We start from the raw sequence: 18,242 nt of genomic DNA on the forward strand, positions 1-18,242 counted from the left end.
GCCTGCACGCAGGCAATCTCAAAGGCGCAGTCTCTGCGCACCAGGGGCCCCGGACCTCAACTCTCCGGAGCACCACGGTGGTTAATCCACCAGCCCCGCCCACCGTCAAAGGTCGGGCGGGGTTTCTATTTCTGGGCCTCAGCGACCGCTGGCGGCACCTTCGCGCCGTGGATCGATCCCGGCATCCCAGCCCGGCCCGGCCCGCAGCAGCAGATGGGCGCCGCTCGGAAGCGCGGTTTCGACGATTCGGTGGCCGCGGGCCTCGAGTGGGCGCAGGGTGGCGGCGGCAAAGCGCCCCGACTCCAGCAAGGTCGGCCCGTTCAGCGAGCCGAAGTTCGGCAGATCGGCGACGGCTTGCGCGTCCAGGTTCCAGGCCAGCGTGCCGAGAATCGTCTTGGCTGTGAAGTGGATGATCGGCACGCCGCCGGGCGAGCCGGTGACGAGTTGCAGGCGCTCGCCCGGCCCGGGCTGGTCGTCCGCGGTTTCGGCGCAGCCGGCCGGCGGGCAGGCAAATACCAGCGTCGGCGCCATGCTCGAGCGCGGCCGCTTCGACGGCGCCGGGCGATTGGCGACGGGCCGCCCCTGCGCATCGCGGGGCAGGAAACTGAAATCGGTGAGCTGGTTGTTGAGCAGGAAGCCGCCGGCCAGGCCGGGCCACGGACTCACCATCCGGCGCGCGCCGAACTGCGACTCGATGCTGCTGGTGAGCGCCACCGCCCGGCCCTGCGCGTCGACCACCGAAAGATGGGTGGTCGACGGTGGCGGCAGGCCGGCATCGCGGCCGAGTCCGAGTTCGAGGCCCGGTTCGGCGCGGCCCATCGAGCGCGTGCCGACGCGTGCCGCGCGCGCGTCCAGGTAGGTCGGCGCTAGGGCGCGCGCGATCGCCGCGGTCGCGGCGGGCTCGAAGGCGGGGTCGGCGACAAGGATCTCGCGATCGGCAAAGGCCAGGCGCGATACCTCGCTGTAGCGATGCAGCAGTTCCGGCGCGGGCAAGCCATCCAGCAGCGGCGCCGAGGTGGCCGGCACGCGGTCGAGCAGCAGCAGGATCTGCAGCAGCGTGAAGCCACCCGAGGAGGGCGACGCCATGCCGCAGATCCGGTAGGCCTGCCAGAGCCGGCACAGCGGTTCGCGCTCGATGCTGCGGTAGGTCGCCAGGTCGGCCAGCGCCAGCCGGCCCGGATTGCCGGCGTCGCCGCGCACCGCCGCGATGACGGCCGGCGCGATCGGCTGCCCGGGGGCGTAGAAGGCCTCGGCGCCACGCGCCGCGAGCAGGCGCAGGGTCTGCGCCAGCGCCGGGTTGCGCAACTGGTGGCCGATCGGCCAGGGCCGACCGTCGGCATCGAAGAACAGGGCTCGGGCCCGCGCGTCGGTCGTCAGCCGGGCGGCGTCGTCGGTCAGCAGCCGGTGCAGACGCGGGCCGAGCGCGAAGCCGGCATCGGCGGCGCGGATCGCCGGTTCGAACAGTGCTGCCCACGGCAGGCGACCGTGCTGCCGGTGCAGCGACTCCAGCAGCCGCGGCAACCCCGGCGCACCGACCGCACGGCCGCCGAGCGCGGCCGCCTCGAAGGCCAGCGGCCGCCCGTCGGCATCGAGGAACAGGCGCTCGTCGATGGCCGCCGGCGCGCTCTCGCGGCCGTCCCAGCTGCTGACGCGCTGCCCGTCCCAGACCAGCGCAAAGCCGCCGCCGCCGAGGCCGCTGGACTGCGGCTCGACCACCGCCAGCACCAGTTGCGCCGCGATCGCGGCATCGGCGGCACTGCCGCCGGCGGCCAGCATCGCCGCACCGGCCTCGGCCGCCAGCGGATGGGCAGCGACCACCGCCTCGCGCTGGAAGCGCTGCGGCGCGCGCCCCCGGTAGTCGCTCGCTGCCTCAGGCTGCAGGGCCGGATCGGCGAGCGGCGGCGGCGCCTGGCAACCCGTGAGCGCGGTCAGCGCGGCGGCAGCCCAGCAGGTCGCCGTCCGCCGGCTCATGCCGGCTCGCTCAGCGCGGCGCCAGCCGGATCGCGCCGTCGAGGCGGATCACCTCGCCGTTGAGCATCTCGTTGGTGACGATCTGGTGCACCAGCTTGGCGAAGTCGGCCGGCGTGCCGAGCCGGCTCGGGAAGGGCACGCTGGCGGCCAGCGAGTCCTGCACCTCCTGCGGCATGCCGAACATCATCGGCGTGCCGAAGATGCCGGGCGCGATCGTCATGTTGCGGATGCCGCTGCGCGCCAGGTCGCGCGCGATCGGCAGCGTCATGCCGACCACGCCGCCCTTGCTGGCCGAATACGCCGCCTGGCCGATCTGGCCATCAAATGCGGCGACCGAGGCGGTGCTGATCAGCACGCCGCGCTCGCCGGTCGGCTCGGGCGCGTTCTTGCTCATGGCCTCGGCGGCGAGCCGGATCATGTTGAAGCTGCCGATCAGGTTGACGGTGATGGTCTTGGCGAACACCGCCAGCGGATGGGCGCCGTCCTTGCCGACCGTCTTGACCGCGGGCGCGATGCCGGCGCAGTTGACCAGGCCGAACAGCGCGCCCAGCTCGAGCGCCTTGGCGACGGCGGCCTGGCCGTCGGCCTCGCTCGAGACATCGCACTTGACGAAGGCGCCGCCGAGTTCCTTGGCGACCGCCTCGCCCTTGTCGACCTGCAGGTCGGCGATCACGACCCTGGCGCCGTGCGCGGCGAGCATGCGTGCCGTGCCTTCGCCGAGGCCTGAGGCGCCGCCGGTGACGATGAAGACCTTGTTTGCGATATCCATGAAGTTGCTCCTGAAGAGATGAGGTTGACGTTGACGTCAACGTCAACCGGGGCTGGAAACAAAGGCCGCGTGCGGCGGCCTCTGCTTGGAATCTAGCGGGAAATCAGGCGAGGGCGGCGAGCGCGCGCGCGGTGATGTCGTCGACCGAACCGAGCCCGGCGATCTTGCGATAGCGCGGCGCCTGGGCATCGCCGGTCGCGGCCCAAGCCGAGTAGTAGTCGACCAGCGGCCGGGTCTGGCTCTGGTAGACCGCCAGGCGCTTCTTGACGGTCTCTTCCTTGTCGTCGTCGCGCTGGATCAGTTCTTCGCCGGTCAGGTCGTCGCGACCCTCGACCTTGGGCGGGTTGAACTTGAGGTGATAGGTGCGGCCCGAAGGCGCGTGCGTGCGGCGGCCGCTCATGCGCTCGACGATGGCCTCGTCGGGCACGTCGATCTCGAGCACGACGTCGATCTTGACGCCGGCGGCCTTCATCGCGTCGGCCTGCGGGATCGTGCGCGGGAAGCCGTCGAACAGGAAGCCGTTGACACAGTCGGGCTGCGCGATGCGTTCCTTGACCAGGCCGATGATGATGTCGTCGCCGACCAGGGCACCGCTGTCCATGACCTGCTTGGCGGCCAGGCCGAGCGGCGTGCCGGCCTTGACGGCGGCGCGCAGCATGTCGCCGGTCGAGATCTGCGGAATGCCGAAGTGCTTGCACAGGAACGCGGCCTGCGTGCCTTTGCCGGCGCCGGGAGCGCCCAACAGGATCAGTCTCATGGGAATCCTCGGAGTTCTTATGGGGTCGGCAACGTGCGTAGAGCGACACGCTCGCGGCGGCGGTGAGACCGCTGCCACGCCGGAGGCCGGATCTTCAAAACGAGGATAGCACGCACCCCTTGCGCAAGCTGACGCCGACGCGTCCGTCGCGCCTCGGTGGAACTACTTGCGCGCTAGCCCTGAGCGAGCAGGCGCCGCACGCGCTTGAGGTCTTCCGGCGTATCGACCCCAGGCCCGGGCCGCGACGCGGCGACATGGACCGCGATGCGCTCGCCGTGCCACAGCACGCGCAGTTGCTCGAGCGACTCGATCGTCTCCAGCGGGCAGGCTGGCAATGTCGGATAGCGGCGCAGGAAGCCCGCGCGGTAGGCATACAGACCCACATGACGCAGCGGCGGCGGACTCGGCAGTTGCGCGATCACGCCCGCGACATTGCCGTCGCGCCACCAGGGCAGCGGCGCGCGCGAGAAGGTGAGGGCGCGCCCCTGCGCATCGCAGATGAGCTTCACGACGTTCGGGTTGACGAATTCCTCGACCGTGTCGATCGCATGCGCGGCGGTCGCCATCACGCATTCGGGGCGCGCCGCCAGCAGCGCCGCGCAGGCGTCGACCAGCGCCGGATCGATCAGCGGCTCGTCGCCCTGCACGTTGAGCACGATCTCCTCGTCGGCCAAGCCGAGCAGGGTGCAGGCCTCGGCCAGGCGATCGCTGCCGGTGGCGTGGTCGACGCGGGTCAGGATCGCGCGCACGCCATGCGCGGCGCAGGCCGCGACGATGCGTGCGTCGTCGGCCGCGACGACCACCTGGCGCGCGCCGCTGCGCGCCGCGCGCTCGGCCACGTGCACCACCATCGGCTTGCCGGCGATGTCGGCCAGTGGCTTGTCGGGCAGCCGCGTCGAGGCCAGCCGGGCCGGGATCAGGACCGTGAAGCTCATTCGGCCGCGGGCGCCTCGGGTGCGGGGAAGACCGGGGCCACGGGCGCGCTGTCGTCGATCGTGCGTGCCTCCGACTCCAGCATCACCGCGATGCCGTCGCGGATCGGGAACGCAAGATGGTCGGCCGCGCAGACCAGCTCGCGCGCCTCGCGCTCGTGCGTCAGCGGGCCCTTGCAGATCGGGCACACCAGCAATTCGATCAGGCGCGTTTCCATGTGGGGAGCTTTCAGAATTTCACGAGGCCGTCGCCACGACATCGTCCAGTGCGGCGTCGAGCCGCGGCCAGAACGCGGCCTCGGGCTCGAAGTCTAGCGGCGCCACCCAGACCCGCAGCCCGGGCCGCTCGAGGGCGAGACGATCGGGGCGCAGCTTGACGGCGTCCTTTTCCGTCACCACCAGTTCGCGCGCCGCCGCCGGCCACGGCAGTTCGGCGTAGCGCTCGTGGTCGGCCAGCGGCAGGCCGGCGGCGCGGACGCCAGCCGCGGCCAGCATCTCGAAGAAGGCCTGTGGCCGGGCGATGCCGGCACCGGCGAAGACGGCCTCGGGCGCAGCCCGCGACCTCTGCGCCAGCGCGGCCAGCGCCTGCGCCGTGGCCGCGCGCCCGGCCCACCAGTCGCCAAGCTCGACCAGGCCGCGCAGGCCGCGCGAGGAGACGCTTCCCGCCAACGGGGTGCTGGGCTCGTTGCCGCTGTAGAGCACCAGCGCGTGGCGCGCGGTCGAGGCCACCGCGAGCGGCTCGCGCAGCGGCCCGGCCGGCAGCAGCCAGCCGTTGCCGGCGCCGCGCGCATCGAAGACGAGGATCTCGATGTCGCGTGCCAGCGCCAGGTGCTGGGCGCCGTCGTCGCTGAGGATCACGTCGACCTCGGGGTGCGCCGCCCGCAGCGCGCGCGCGGTGGCGGCGCGGTCGCGTCCGACGAACACCGGCGCTGCGGTGCGCAGCGCCAGCAGCAGGGGTTCGTCGCCGACCGCGTCGACCGGGTCATCGGCGTGCACGGCGCGGATGTCCTCGACATCGGCGCGGCCGTGGCCGCGCGAAATGATGCCTGGCCGCATGCCGCGTTGCCGCAGGTGTTCGGCCAGCGCGATCACGACCGGTGTCTTGCCGGCGCCACCGACGATGCGGTTGCCGACCACGACCACCGGCACGCCGGGGTGCTCGCTGCGCAGCCATCCGTGCCGATAGCCGAGCCGGCGCAGCGCGATCAGCGCGCCGTAGACCAGCGACAGCGGCCACAGCAGCAGCGCCAGTGGCCCGCGTCGCTGCCAGGCTTGTGTGAGCCGCTGCTCGAGGCTCACCGTGCTTCCTGGCTGCCGCTCAGCGGCCGTCGCCGGCGCGCGCGGCGCCGCGTGCGCTCTGGGTCGCGAAGGTCAGCTGCGGCAGGCCGGCGCGCCGCGCCGCGTCGAGCACCGTGATGACGCTCTGGTGGGTCGCGTTGGCGTCGGCCGAGATGATCACCAGATGGTTCTCGGAGCCGGCCGCGGCGTTGGCAAGCACCGACGCGAGTTGCGTCACGTCGCGCCCGTCGACCGCCTGCTTGTTGACCGAGAAGCGGCCATCCGCGGAGACCGCGACGATGATCTCCTTGGGCGCGTTGCGCGCCTTCTCGGCGTCGGCCACCGGCAGGTTCACGCGCAGCTCGGTGAACTTGCTGTACGTGGTGGTCAGCATCAGGAAGATCAGGATCACCAGCAGCACGTCGATGAACGGGATCAGGTTGATCTCCGGGTCCTCGGTGCGACGGTGGCGGAAGTTGACGGCCATGGTGGCTTCAGAACGAGGAAGGCGTGCCGGCGGTGTGCAGCGGCGTGCGCACCGAGAAGCGCATCAGGTGCGGCACCATCCTCTCGCTGGCCTGCTCGAGCTCGACCGCGTAGTCGTCGACGCGGCCGCGGAAGTAGCGGTAGAACATCAGCGTCGGGATCGCGACGATCAGGCCGAAGGCGGTGTTGTAGAGCGCGATCGAGATGCCATGCGCCAGCTGCTCCGGATTGCTGCCGCCGGTAGGCGACTGCGAACCGAAGATCTCGATCATGCCGATCACCGTCCCGAGCAGGCCCAGCAAGGGCGCGGCGGCGGCGATGGTGCCGAGCGTGTTGAGGTAGCGCTCCAGTTTGTGGATCGCAGCCGCGCCCTGGCTCTCGAAGACATTGCGCAGCGCGTTCTCGCTGATGCGCGGCTCGCTGATCACCGCATGCAATCCGCTCGCCAGCACCTGGCCGAGCACCGAGTTCTGCGCCAGCTTGGTGACGACGTCGGGGGCCGGCAGGCTGTTGCGGCTGACCGCCAGCACCTCGTCGAGCAATTTGGGCGGAGCTATCCGGGCGGTGCGCAGGCTGGCAAAACGCTCCAGTACCAGGGCCAGTGCCACCACCGAGCACAGCAGCAGGGGCCAGATCGGCCAGCCGGCCGCTTGTATGATCGAAAACAAGGGAAAACTCCAGTGTCGATCGCGAAGACCGCGACCTGAATCGGCGCGGATTATGGCGGCCAACGGCAGACCACGGCCTTGCAAACGGCGTCCATTTGTTTTCTGGCGTGGACAGTTCACGAATGGCGGCCGCGCCGTCCACCGAACTTGTGGACAACTTTGTGGGAAACCGCCCCCGACACCCGCGCAGACCGCGTCGTTGCGTGCTCCGGTTCAGATTGCTCAAAGAATGAGCAACAAAAAGTCTATATAAATCAACGTCTTGCGAGATTGCGACGAGATGATGACAAGCTCAATGCGGCGCGGCCCGCGCCATTGCTGGCGTGTGGAGTACCCGGGCCAGCAATGGCGCGCCCTGGCGGCGGATGCGCAGGTCCATGGCCGGGCTTGAAGACCTGACGGAGCGCACCGGCGCGCGCCAGGTGTGGGAGGTCGCCGCGCTGGTGCGCGCGGTGGCCGACACGCTGGCACAGCGCTTCGCGGTGGTCAGCGTGCGCGGCGAGATCGGCGGCTTCACGCGTGCCGCCAGCGGTCATTGCTACTTCACGCTGAAGGATGCCGAAGGCGCGGCCTCGCTGCGCTGCGCGATGTTTCGTCGTGCGGCGGCGCTGATGGCCTCGCCGCCGCAGGAGGGCGACGCGGTCGAGTTGCGTGGCCGGCTTGCGGTCTACGAGCCGCGTGGCGAGTTGCAGTTCATCGTCGAGTCCTTGCAGCGCGCCGGAGCCGGCGCTCTCTACGAGCGCTTCCTGCGGCTCAAGGCCGAACTCGAGGCCGAGGGCCTGTTCGATGCGGCGCGCAAGCGGCCGCTGCCGGGCTATCCGCGCCGCGTCGGCATCGTCACCTCACTCGGCGCCGCGGTGCTGCGCGACGTGGCCACCGCGCTGGCACGGCGCGCGCCGCAGGTCGAGTTGCTGGTCTACCCGAGCCCGGTGCAGGGCGCCGACGCACCGGCGCAACTGGCGGCGGCGATAGCTCTCGCCTCGCGCCGGGCCGAGGTCGACACGCTGCTGGTCTGCCGCGGCGGCGGCTCGCTCGAGGATCTGTGGGCCTTCAACGAGGCGGTCGTCGTGCGCGCGATCGCGGCCTGCTCGGTGCCGGTGATCAGTGGCGTCGGCCACGAGACCGACGTCACGCTGGCCGACTTCGCGGCCGACCTGCGCGCGCCGACGCCGACCGCGGCCGCCGAGCTCGCGGCGCCGCCGCGCGATGAACTGCTGGCCGACTTGCAGTCGCTGGCCGATGGCCTGTGGCGTGGCCTGCACCGGCGCCTCGACGCCGATGCGCAGCGGCTCGACCGCGCGGCGCTGCGGCTGGCCCGCCCCGGCCACGCGCTGGCGGCGCGTCAGGCCCGGTTGGCGCTGCTGGCCGGTCGCCTGCGCGCCGCGGTGGCGCGCAGGCTCACCGAGTGCGCCGAGCGCGAGCGGCGTCTGGCGACGCGCTGGCTGCAGGCCGGGGCGCGCGGCCGCGAGCGCCAGCAGCAGCGGCTGTCGCTGGCGGCGACGCGCCTGGAGGGGCTCGATCCGCAGCGCGTGCTGGCGCGTGGCTACGCGCGTCTGGTCGATGCCGGCGGCGCGCCGCTGAGCTCGGTGTCGCAACTCTCGGTCGGCGCCGAGTTCGCGGCGATGCTGGCCGATGGCCGGGTCGAGGCCAGCGTCACGGCCGTGCAGCCGGCGGCGTTGCCTGCAGGCTGATCCTGCGCGCCCGCCAAGGCCAAGCGCGCTGCCTACAATCATTCGATCTCGAGCCGGCAACTGCCGCCATCGACAACCCGGTCACCCACCCAAGCTCTTCAAGCCAGAAGGAAGGACACCGCTCATGGAACACACCCTGCCGCCGCTGCCGTACGCGATGGACGCGCTCGCGCCGCACCTGTCGAAGGAAACCTTCGAATACCACTACGGCAAGCACCATCAGGCCTACGTCACGAACCTCAACAACCTGATCAAGGGCACCGAGTTCGAAGAAGCGCCGCTCGAGGACGTGGTCAAGAAGGCCTCCGGCGGCCTCTACAACAACGCGGCGCAGATCTGGAACCACACCTTCTTCTGGAACTGCATGAAGCCGGCCGGCGGCGGCGCACCGAGCGGCGCGCTGGCCGCGGCCATCGATGCCAAGTGGGGCAGCTATGCCGCCTTCAAGGAAGCCTTCGCCAAGAGCGCGGTCGGCAACTTCGGCTCCGGCTGGACCTGGCTCGTCAAGAAGACCGATGGCAGCGTCGACATCGTCAACATGGGCGCTGCCGGCACGCCGCTGACCGGCGTCGACAAGGCACTGCTGACGATCGACGTCTGGGAGCACGCCTACTACATCGACTACCGCAACGCGCGGCCGAAGTTCGTCGAGGCCTTCCTCAACTCGCTGGTGAACTGGGACTTCGCGCAGGCCAACTTCGCCTGAGTGCCCGGTCTGAACAGAACGGCCGGCCGGGCTTGATGTCCCGGCCGGCCGTTCTCATTTGGCGGCGATGCCGCCGATCGTGGCGCCGCTGGCGATGCCGCGCTTGGCGAACCAGCCGCTGTTCATCTCGAGCGCGAGCCTGACCGGCTTGGCCGAGCAATGCGAGTCAAGGCTCCGCGGCTTCATCTCGGCGATGTTGACGATGGTGCCGTCGTCGGCGACGAAGGCGATCGACAGCGGGATCAGCGTGTTCTTCATCCAGAAGCACTGCACGCCCGGCCGGTCGAAGACGAACAGCATGCCGTCGTTGGCGGCCAGGCTCGGCCGGTGCATCAGGCCGATCGAGCGTTGCTCCTCGGTGCGCGCGACCTCGGCATGGATCAGGTGCATGCCGGCGCTGAGCTGGACCTGGCTCAGCTTCTGCGGCGCCTCCTGGGCCTGTGCAAATGGCGCCGCAACGAGGCCTGCCGGCAACAGCATGCGGGTGAAGAAGGAACGAAGGATGCGATGGATCAAGGCGACGCGCATGGACGGAAACGAAGGCAGGGAATGCGGCTAGATTAGCGCAGCCCATGAGCGCAGCCATCTCGTCGCCGATCAGCCCCGTGCAGCCGACGCCGGCTTCGTTGGCGCTCGACGCCCGTGCCGCCACCGCGCTCGACGACGACCTGGCGCTTGCCGAGTGCACCGAGTGGCGCGAGCGCGCCGATGGCACGCGCGAGGCGCAGACGCTGTTCGCACTCGGCGGCCTGCACTGCGCCGCCTGCGCCGGCATCATCGAAGCCGCGCTGCGCCAGGAGCCCGGCGTCGGCGCGGTGCAGGTCAATGCGGCGCGCGAGCGGGCGCTGGTGCGCTGGGACCCGCAGCGCACCGGCGCTGCCGCGCTGATCGAGGCGGTGCGGCGCGCCGGCTACAGCGCCCATCCGGCCCATGCCGAGGCCGTGCTCGAGGCGCAGCGGCGTGCCGAGCGCGACGCACTGTGGCGGCTGTTCGTCGCGGCCTTCTGCATGATGCAGGTGATGATGGTGGCGGCACCGTCCTACCTCGCGACGCGGGCCGAGATCGGCGCCGAGTTCGACCAGCTGCTGCGCTGGGCCGGCTGGGTCATGAGCCTGCCGGTGCTGATGTTCTCGGCGACGCCCTTCTTCAGCGGCGCCTGGCGCGCGCTGCGCGCCGGGCGCATCGGTATGGACCTGCCGGTGGCGCTGGCGATCGTCATCACCTTCGTCGCCTCGACCGGCGCCACCTTCGCCCCTGGCGGCGCCTTTGGCGATGATGTCTGGTTCGACTCGCTGACGATGTTCGTCACCTTCCTGCTTGCCGGTCGCTGGCTCGAGCAGCGCCTGCGCGGGCGCAGTCGGCGCGCGCTCGACGTGCTGCTGCGGCGCCTGCCCGACAGCGTCGAGCGCGAGAGCGACGACGGCCGCTTCAGCCTGGTGCCGGTGCTGCGGCTGCGCGTCGGCGACCGCGTCCGCGTCGCCGCCGGGCAACTGGTGCCGGGCGATGGCGTGGTGCTCGAGGGCGAGAGCGCGCTCGACGAGGCGCTGCTCAGCGGCGAGTCGCGCCCGGTCGAGCGCCGTGTCGGCGATGCGGTGGTGGCCGGCAGCCTCAATCTTGCCGCGCCGCTGCTGATGCGCGTCGAGCGCCTCGGTGCCGACACACGCCAGCAGCAGATTGCCGACTTGGTCGATCGCGCCGGTCTCGCGCGGCCGCCGACGCTGCGCCTGGCCGACCGCATCGCCGGGCCGTTCATGGCCGTGGTGCTGCTGCTCGCGCTGGCTGCCTTCATCGGCTGGCAACGGATCGATCCGACGCAGGCGCTCGCGGTCGCGGTCGCTGTGCTGGTGGTGAGCTGCCCGTGCGCGCTGGCTATCGCCGCGCCGACCGGGCTGCTGGCGGCGGCGACCGAACTGGCGCGGCGCGGCGTGCTGGTGCAACGGCTGGACGCGATCGAGACGCTGGCGGCGATCGACGTGGCGGCCTTCGACAAGACCGGCACGCTCAGCGACGAGCGCCTGGCGCTGGCGCGCGTCGTGCCGGAGCAGGGCGCGCCGCTGGCCGCCGCCGCGGCGCTAGCGCGCCAGTCGCGCCACCCGCTGGCGCAGGCGCTGGCGGCGAGCGTCGATGCCGACGCGACCGCCTGGACCGAGTTGCGCGAGCAGCCCGGCGCCGGTCTCGAGGCTGCGGACGCCCAGGGCCGGCGCTGGCGGCTGGGCAGCGCGTCCTTCGTCGGCGCCGACGACGACAGCGACCCGGGCCGGCCGGCGCTGTACTTCGCCGCGGTGACGCCCGGCGCCACCGGCAGCGCGTGGCGCTTCGAGTTCGACGAGGTCCCGCGCGCCGGGGCGGACGCGCTGGTAGCTGCGTTGCGTGCCGACGGCGTGCGGGTGCAGGTGCTGTCCGGCGACCGTGCCGGCGCCGTCGAGGTGCTGGCGCGGCGGGTCGGAGCCGATGCCTGGCAGGCCTCGGCCACGCCGCAGGACAAGCGGCTGGCGGTCGAGCGCGAGCAGGCCGAGGGACGGCGCGTGCTGGTGGTCGGCGACGGCCTCAACGATGCGCCGGTGGTGGCCCAGGCCGATGTCTCGATCGCACTCGGCCATGGCGCCGCGCTGACGCAGTTGCGCGCCGATCTGGTGGTACTCGGCAGCCGCCTGCCGGAGATCGCCGCGGCCCGCAGGCTGGCGCGCCGCACGCGGCAGCTGATGCGCCAGAACCTGGCCTGGGCCGTGATCTACAACCTGCTGGCCCTGCCGCTGGCGCTGGCCGGCCTGCTCGCGCCGTGGGCCGCCGGGCTCGGCATGGCGCTGAGCTCGCTGCTGGTGGTGGGTAACTCCTTGCGGCTGCTGTCGAGCCCGCGCATGGACAGCGACCGGACGCCGGCAACAACCAGCGGGTGACAGGCGGCGCCCGGCGTGCGAGCATCAAGCGTGGACATTCTCTTTTTGCTGGTGCCGCTGTCGGTGCTGCTGGTGCTTGCGATCCTTGGCGTCTTTGCCTGGGCGCTTCACAGCGGGCAGTTCGAGGACCTCGAGCGCGAGGGCCAGCGGCTGCTCGAAGAGACCCCGGCCGAAGCAACGCGCGTCGAGTGAGACCCTGATCCAGGTCAAGTCCGGTCGACGCCCGGCCCCGGAGAATGTCCGCTGTTTGAGCCATAGCCGACAAGGAGAGGGACGATGAGTGCAGCTGCAGCTTCAGCCGGAACCCGCGGCACGGCCATGCCGAGCTACGACGATCGCGTGATACGCCAGTTCTCGCTGGCGGCGGTGCTGTGGGGCGTGGTCGGCATGACGGTCGGCGTCTTCATCGCCGCCCAGCTGGCTTGGCCGGAGCTCAACTTCGGCATCCCCTGGCTCAGCTATGGCCGGCTGCGGCCGCTGCACACCAATGCGGTGATCTTTGCCTTCGGCGGCTGCGCGCTCTTCGCCACCAGCTACCACGTCGTGCAGCGCACCTGCCAGACCCGGCTGTTCGCGCCCTGGCTGGCCGAGCTCACGTTCTGGGGCTGGCAACTGGTGATCGTCTCGGCCGTGATCACGCTGCCGCTGGGCATCACCAGTTCCAAGGAGTACGCCGAGCTCGAGTGGCCGATCGACATCCTGATCACGCTGGTCTGGGTGTCCTACGCGATCGTCTTCTTCGGCACCATCGGCATGCGCAAGGTGCGCCACATCTACGTCGCGAACTGGTTCTTCGGCGCCTTCATCCTGGCGGTGGCGCTGCTGCACGTGGTCAACAGCGCGGCGCTGCCGGTCAGCCTGTGGAAGAGCTACTCGGCCTACGCCGGCGTGCAGGACGCGATGGTGCAGTGGTGGTACGGCCATAACGCGGTCGGCTTCTTCCTCACCGCCGGCTTCCTCGGGATGATGTACTACTACATCCCGAAGCAGGCCGATCGCCCGGTGTATTCGTACCGGCTGTCGATCGTCCACTTCTGGGCGCTGATCTTCACCTACATGTGGGCCGGCCCGCACCACCTGCACTACACCGCGCTGCCCGACTGGGTGCAGAGCGTCGGCATGGTGTTCTCGCTGGTGCTGCTGGCACCGAGCTGGGGCGGCATGATCAACGGCATCATGACGCTCAGCGGTGCCTGGCACAAACTGCGCGATGACCCGATCCTGAAGTTCCTGATCGTCTCGCTGAGCTTCTACGGCATGTCGACCTTCGAGGGGCCGATGATGTCGATCAAGACGGTCAACGCGCTCAGTCACTACACCGACTGGACCATCGGCCACGTGCACAGCGGCGCCCTCGGCTGGGTCGGCCTGATCTCCTTCGGCTCGCTCTACTACCTGATCCCGCGCATGTACGGCAGGCGCCAGATGTACAGCGTGCCGGCGATCGAGCTGCACTTCTGGATCGCCACCATCGGCATCGTGCTCTACATCGCCGCGATGTGGATCGCGGGCGTGATGCAGGGCCTGATGTGGCGTTCGGTCAACCCCGACGGCACCCTGGTCTACAGCTTCGTCGAGAGCGTCAAGGCCACCTATCCGTTCTACGTGGTGCGCCTGCTCGGCGGCCTGCTGTACCTGGCCGGCATGCTGCTGATGGCCTGGAATGTGGTGATGACGGTGCGCGCCGGCCAGGTCGTGCGCGAGCCGGTGCCGGCCGTGCTGGCGACGGCCTGATCGATCCGCCGAAACGCAACAGGGGAGCAAGGCATGAGTGATCCATCCTCCGACGGCTTCAGCCACCAGAAGATCGAGACCAACAACCTGCTGCTGATCGTGCTGATCCTGATCACGATCGCGATCGGCGGGCTGGTCGAGATCGTGCCGCTGTTCTTCCAGACCAGCACCACGACCGCGGCGCCGGGACTCAAGCCCTACGGTCCGCTGCAACTGGCCGGGCGCGACATCTACGTGCGCGAGGGCTGCTACAACTGCCACTCGCAGATGATCCGGCCGCTGCGTGCCGAGACGCTGCGCTACGGGCCCTTCTCGCGCGCCGGCGAGTTCGTCTACGACCGGCCGTTCCAGTGGGGCAGCAAGCGCACCGGCCCCGACCTGCACCGCGTGGGCGGCAAGTACAGCGACGACTGGCACCGCATTCACCTGATCAACCCGCGCGACCTGGTGCCCGAGTCCAACATGCCGGCCTATCCCTGGCTGCCGAAGACCGCGCTGGTGCCCGAGGAACTGGCGCCCAAGATGCGCGCGCTGCGCACGCTTGGCGCGGGCTACACCGACGAGGAGATCGCCGGCGCCGCCGCCGAGGTCAAGGGCAAGACCGAGCTCGATGCGCTGGTCGCCTACCTGCAGGTGCTGGGCACCTCGATCAAGTAGGAGCGGCCGATGGACATCAACCAATGGCGCAGCCTGACGACGGTGCTGTTGCTGGTCGTCTTCGTCGGCATCGTCGTCTGGGCCTACTCGCGGCGCAACAAGCAGCGCTTCGACGAGGCGGCGCAGTTGCCCTTCCTCGACGACCGCAGGCGCGAGGCGAACGCCGCCCACGCTGATCCGGATGGCCCGAACTCTCTGAAGAAGGAGCCTCGCCATGAGTGACTTCGTCTCGCGCGGCTGGTCGCTCTACATCGCGATCGTCACCGTGCTGAGCCTGCTGGCCTGCCTTGCGCTGCTGGTCATCGCGGCGCGGCGCAAGGTGATGGCGGCCGACAACACGACCGGCCACACCTGGGATGTCGACCTGAAGGAGCTCAACAATCCGCTGCCACGCTGGTGGATGGGGCTGTTCGTGCTGACGGTCGTGTTCGGCGCGATCTACCTGGTGCTCTATCCCGGCCTTGGCGCCAACCCGGGCCGGCTCGGCTGGACATCCGAAGGCCAGTACGAGGCCGAGCAGGCGCGTGCGGCGGCCAAGATGGCCGAGCGCTACGCGCCCTTTGCCGCGATGTCGGACGAGCAGCTGATCGGCAATGCCGAGGTGCGTGCGATCGGCGAGCGGCTCTTCCTCAACAACTGCGCGATGTGCCATGGCTCGGACGCGCGCGGCAGCAAGGGCTTCCCCAACCTGACCGACGGCGACTGGCTCTGGGGTGGCGAGCAGGCCAACATCGTCCAGACCATCACCCAGGGTCGCCAGGGCAACATGCCGCCGATGGCCGCCGCGGTCGGCAGCGCCGAGGACGTGCGCAACGTCGCCAACTACGTGCTGAGCCTGTCGGGCAGCCCGCACAATAACATTGCCGCGCAGCTCGGTCGCTCCAAGTTCGTCGCGTGCGCGGCCTGCCATGGTGCCGACGGCAAGGGCAACGCCGCGCTCGGCGCGCCCAACCTCACCGACAAGAACTGGCTGCACGGCTGGGGCGAGGAGGCGGTGATCAGGATGATCAGCGAGGGCAAGCTCAACGTGATGCCGGCCTTCGAGGGGCGGCTCTCGGAGCCGCAGATCCGCATCCTGGCCGCCCATGTCAAGAGCCTGTCGGTGCCTGCCGCCGGCGTCCCGGCATCGCGCTGAAATGACGACGACGGCGCTCGCCTCGCTCGCGGCCCCACGAGGGGCTGCAGGCCCGCTCGGGGCAGCCCGGCGCCTGGCCTGACCCGTTCATGGCTGAAACCCCACGGCCCGGCGCGCGCGTCGTGCCGATCATGCCGGCGGCGGGCGATGCCGCCGGCGAGATCGTCTCGATGTTCCAGTCGGAGGCCAAGATCCAGGCGCGCGCCGTCAGCGGCCGTTTCGCGACCTGGCGCTGGGCCATGGTCTGGCTCACGCAACTGGTGTTCTACGGCCTGCCGTGGCTCAGCTGGAACGGCCGACCGGCGGTGCTGTTCGACCTCGGCGAGCGCCGCTTCTACATCTTCAACCTGGTCCTGTATCCGCAGGACTTCATCTTCCTGACCGGGCTGCTGATCCTCAGCGCCTATGGCCTGTTCCTGTTCACCGCGGTCGCCGGCCGCCTGTGGTGCGGCTACACCTGCCCGCAAACGGTCTACACCGAGATCTTCATGTGGGTGGAGCACAAGTGCGAGGGCGACCGCAACGCGCGCCTCAAGCTCGATGCCTCCGGCTGGACCGCGCAAAAGCTGATGCGCCGCGGCGGCAAGCACCTGATCTGGATCGCGATCGGCCTGTGGACCGGCTTCACCTTCGTCGGCTACTTCACGCCGATCCGCGAACTCGCGCGCGGCGTGGCGTCCTTCGGGCTCGGACCCTGGGAGAGCTTCTGGATCCTGTTCTACGGCTTCGCGACCTACGGCAACGCCGGCTTCATGCGCGAGCAGGTCTGCAAGTACATGTGCCCCTACGCCCGCTTCCAGGGCGTGATGTTCGACCCCGACACGCTGATCATCAGCTACGACCCCCACCGCGGCGAGCCGCGCGGCTCGCGCCCGCGCAGCACCAAGCACGAGGCACTGGCGGCCGCCGGCAAGGGCGACTGCATCGACTGCACGCTGTGCGTGCAGGTCTGCCCGACCGGCATCGACATCCGCAAGGGCCTGCAGTACGAATGCATCGGCTGCGCCGCCTGCATCGACGTCTGCGACGGCGTGATGGACAAGATGGAGTACCCGCGCGGGCTGATCCGCTACGCCACCCAGCGCGAGATCGACGCCGGCGAACGCGAGCACCTGACGCTCAAGCGCATGCTGCGGCCACGGGTGATCGTCTACGGGCTGATCCTGGCGGCGATCGGCAGCGCCTTCGTCGCCTCGCTTTGGCTGCGTCAGCCCTTGCGGGTCGATGTCGTGCGCGACCGCGGTGCCCTGGCGCGTCTGGTCGAGGACGGCCGCATCGAGAACAGCTACCGGCTGCAACTGATGAACAGCACCGAGTCGGCGGTGCCGCTGGTGATCGAGGTGCGCGGTATCGACGGCGCCCAGGCCGAGGTTCGCGGCGCGCTCGTGCTCGGCCCGGCCGAATCCCGCTGGGTGCCGGTGGCGGTGCAGATTCCGCCGCAGGCGGCGCAGACTCTTGGTGCCGGCGCCCATGCTATCGAGTTCGTGGTCAGGCAGCAGGGCGAGGGCGCCCACGTGGCCGAGAAATCGACCTTCATCATTCCCCGTTGATGCCATGAATCAGGATTCGCAAGCCGACCCGGCCGACACCGACAACCGCTGGTGGCGAATGCCGATCTGGTGGCTGGTGATCGGCGGGCCGCTGGTGGTGGTGGTGGCGGGGCTGACGACGGTGGTGATCGCGGTGCGCGGCGCCGACATCGTCGTGCCGCGCGACGCGAGCGATGCGGGGCGCGCCGCGCTGCCGGCACGCGAGGGGCGCAACCTCGCGAACACGCCTGCGGCGCCGACACCGGAGCGCAGCGGCGCCACGCCGACGCGCTGAAGCCTTGGACTGGCCACTGATCGCCGCCGCCGCGCTGATGGGCGCGGCCGGCAGCCCGCATTGCCTGGCGATGTGCACCGCGCCCTGCCATGCGATCGCGCGCGGCTGTGGCGGCGACCGCCCGGCGCGGGCGCTCGGCGCCTGGCATGGTGGTCGCCTGCTGGCCTATGCCGCTGCCGGTGCGCTGGTCGCGGCCGGCAGCGGTGCGATGTTCGAACTCGTGCGCAGCTCGGCCTGGCTGCGCCCGCTGTGGACGCTGCTGCAGGCGGCCGGCCTGGTGCTCGGCCTGTGGCTGCTGATCAGCGGTCGGCCGCCGTTCTGGTCGCTCGGCCCCGGCCCGGCGGCGTGGCTGCCGGTGCAGGGGCCGGGTCGGCACGCGGCGCCACCGAAGCGGCGACCGGCGCTGGCCTTCGGCCTGGGCCTGGCCTGGGTCGGCTGGCCCTGCGGACTGCTCTACGCGGCGCTGGCCGTCGCGACGCTGGCGAGCTCGCCGGCGTCGGGGGCGCTGGTGATGGGCGCCTTCGCGCTGACCAGCGCCGGTGGCCTGCTGGCGCTGCCGCTGCTGCTGGGGCGACTCGCCGCGGCCGAGCGCGGCCAGCGCGTGGCCACGCTGGCGATCCGCGGTGCCGGCGCGCTGCTGGTGGCAGCCGGCGCCTGGACCCTGCTGCAGACGCTGCGCGGTGGCGCCGCAGCGCCCTGGTGCCTTCCGGGTTGAGCTCGCGAGCCGGGCTGGACCG

General features: G+C 70.7%; 20 protein-coding genes. 11 read left to right on the forward strand and 9 right to left on the reverse strand.

What is annotated here, in order from left to right; all coding sequences use genetic code 11:
- Positions 1–138: 138 nt before the first annotated feature.
- The 8 genes from EV670_RS11795 to EV670_RS11830 all read right to left on the reverse strand — a co-directional run bounded on the left by EV670_RS11795 (position 139) and on the right by EV670_RS11830 (position 6,861).
- On the reverse strand, positions 139–1,971 hold the full coding sequence (locus tag EV670_RS11795) for a gamma-glutamyltransferase family protein (RefSeq protein ID WP_130432272.1): 1,833 nt from the start codon (positions 1,969–1,971) through the stop codon (positions 139–141).
- A gap of 10 nt (positions 1,972–1,981) precedes the next feature.
- Entirely contained in the window at positions 1,982–2,740 is a 759-nt protein-coding gene (locus EV670_RS11800; protein WP_130432274.1) for a 3-hydroxyacyl-CoA dehydrogenase, read from the reverse strand.
- 103 nt (positions 2,741–2,843) lie between these two features.
- Positions 2,844–3,497 carry an adenylate kinase gene (gene adk / locus EV670_RS11805; protein ID WP_130432276.1) on the reverse strand — a complete coding sequence of 218 codons (654 nt, stop codon included), beginning with the start codon at positions 3,495–3,497 and terminating at the stop codon, positions 2,844–2,846.
- Positions 3,498–3,670: 173 nt separating this feature from the next.
- Positions 3,671–4,432 carry a 3-deoxy-manno-octulosonate cytidylyltransferase gene (gene kdsB, locus EV670_RS11810; RefSeq protein ID WP_130432278.1) on the reverse strand — a complete coding sequence of 254 codons (762 nt, stop codon included), beginning with the start codon at positions 4,430–4,432 and terminating at the stop codon, positions 3,671–3,673.
- The gene (locus tag EV670_RS11815) at positions 4,429–4,647 is read right to left on the reverse strand and encodes a Trm112 family protein (RefSeq protein ID WP_130432280.1); all 219 of its coding nucleotides are present in this window, start codon (positions 4,645–4,647) and stop codon (positions 4,429–4,431) included. The genes kdsB and EV670_RS11815 overlap by 4 nt, the downstream gene beginning before the upstream one ends.
- A gap of 19 nt (positions 4,648–4,666) precedes the next feature.
- Positions 4,667–5,728 (reverse strand): tetraacyldisaccharide 4'-kinase, encoded by a 1,062-nt coding sequence (lpxK, locus tag EV670_RS11820; protein WP_130432282.1) that lies wholly within the window; start codon positions 5,726–5,728, stop codon positions 4,667–4,669.
- A 19-nt stretch (positions 5,729–5,747) separates the two neighbouring features.
- Positions 5,748–6,194: an ExbD/TolR family protein gene (locus EV670_RS11825; RefSeq protein ID WP_130432284.1), complete on the reverse strand. Its 447-nt coding sequence runs from the start codon at positions 6,192–6,194 to the stop codon at positions 5,748–5,750.
- Positions 6,195–6,201: 7 nt separating this feature from the next.
- The gene (locus EV670_RS11830; protein ID WP_130432286.1) at positions 6,202–6,861 is read right to left on the reverse strand and encodes a MotA/TolQ/ExbB proton channel family protein; all 660 of its coding nucleotides are present in this window, start codon (positions 6,859–6,861) and stop codon (positions 6,202–6,204) included.
- A 377-nt stretch (positions 6,862–7,238) separates the two neighbouring features.
- Here EV670_RS11830 and xseA point away from each other — a divergent pair, with 377 nt between their 5' ends.
- Positions 7,239–8,552: an exodeoxyribonuclease VII large subunit gene (gene xseA, locus EV670_RS11835; RefSeq protein ID WP_130432288.1), complete on the forward strand. Its 1,314-nt coding sequence runs from the start codon at positions 7,239–7,241 to the stop codon at positions 8,550–8,552.
- 124 nt (positions 8,553–8,676) lie between these two features.
- Positions 8,677–9,258 (forward strand): superoxide dismutase, encoded by a 582-nt coding sequence (locus EV670_RS11840; protein WP_130432290.1) that lies wholly within the window; start codon positions 8,677–8,679, stop codon positions 9,256–9,258.
- Positions 9,259–9,312: 54 nt separating this feature from the next.
- Here EV670_RS11840 and EV670_RS11845 read toward each other — a convergent pair whose 3' ends face one another.
- Positions 9,313–9,786 carry a DUF192 domain-containing protein gene (locus EV670_RS11845; RefSeq protein ID WP_130432292.1) on the reverse strand — a complete coding sequence of 158 codons (474 nt, stop codon included), beginning with the start codon at positions 9,784–9,786 and terminating at the stop codon, positions 9,313–9,315.
- A 44-nt stretch (positions 9,787–9,830) separates the two neighbouring features.
- Between EV670_RS11845 and EV670_RS11850 the strand changes: the two genes are divergently transcribed.
- The 9 genes from EV670_RS11850 to EV670_RS11890 all read left to right on the forward strand — a co-directional run bounded on the left by EV670_RS11850 (position 9,831) and on the right by EV670_RS11890 (position 18,220).
- Complete coding sequence (locus tag EV670_RS11850; RefSeq protein WP_130432294.1) at positions 9,831–12,155, forward strand: heavy metal translocating P-type ATPase; 2,325 nt, start codon at positions 9,831–9,833, stop codon at positions 12,153–12,155.
- 30 nt (positions 12,156–12,185) lie between these two features.
- Complete coding sequence (gene ccoS / locus EV670_RS11855) at positions 12,186–12,347, forward strand: cbb3-type cytochrome oxidase assembly protein CcoS (protein WP_130432296.1); 162 nt, start codon at positions 12,186–12,188, stop codon at positions 12,345–12,347.
- Positions 12,348–12,431: 84 nt separating this feature from the next.
- Positions 12,432–13,889, forward strand: a complete 1,458-nt coding sequence (ccoN, locus tag EV670_RS11860) for a cytochrome-c oxidase, cbb3-type subunit I (RefSeq protein ID WP_423213579.1) — start codon at positions 12,432–12,434, stop codon at positions 13,887–13,889.
- Between the two features lie 33 nt (positions 13,890–13,922).
- Positions 13,923–14,546: a cytochrome-c oxidase, cbb3-type subunit II gene (ccoO, locus tag EV670_RS11865; RefSeq protein WP_130432298.1), complete on the forward strand. Its 624-nt coding sequence runs from the start codon at positions 13,923–13,925 to the stop codon at positions 14,544–14,546.
- Between the two features lie 9 nt (positions 14,547–14,555).
- A complete protein-coding gene (locus tag EV670_RS11870; protein ID WP_130432300.1) occupies positions 14,556–14,768 on the forward strand; it encodes a cbb3-type cytochrome oxidase subunit 3 in 213 nt (70 codons plus the stop codon).
- Complete coding sequence (gene ccoP / locus EV670_RS11875) at positions 14,761–15,681, forward strand: cytochrome-c oxidase, cbb3-type subunit III (protein ID WP_130432308.1); 921 nt, start codon at positions 14,761–14,763, stop codon at positions 15,679–15,681. The genes EV670_RS11870 and ccoP overlap by 8 nt, the downstream gene beginning before the upstream one ends.
- Before the next feature lie 89 nt (positions 15,682–15,770).
- Positions 15,771–17,231, forward strand: a complete 1,461-nt coding sequence (gene ccoG / locus EV670_RS11880) for a cytochrome c oxidase accessory protein CcoG (protein ID WP_130432310.1) — start codon at positions 15,771–15,773, stop codon at positions 17,229–17,231.
- A 4-nt stretch (positions 17,232–17,235) separates the two neighbouring features.
- On the forward strand, positions 17,236–17,505 hold the full coding sequence (locus tag EV670_RS11885; RefSeq protein WP_242616932.1) for a nitrogen fixation protein FixH: 270 nt from the start codon (positions 17,236–17,238) through the stop codon (positions 17,503–17,505).
- A gap of 4 nt (positions 17,506–17,509) precedes the next feature.
- Complete coding sequence (locus EV670_RS11890) at positions 17,510–18,220, forward strand: sulfite exporter TauE/SafE family protein (protein WP_165393305.1); 711 nt, start codon at positions 17,510–17,512, stop codon at positions 18,218–18,220.
- Positions 18,221–18,242: the final 22 nt, after the last annotated feature.

The sequence above is a fragment of the Rivibacter subsaxonicus genome (assembly GCF_004217215.1).
Taxonomy (GTDB): Bacteria; Pseudomonadota; Gammaproteobacteria; order Burkholderiales; family Burkholderiaceae_C; genus Rivibacter; species Rivibacter subsaxonicus.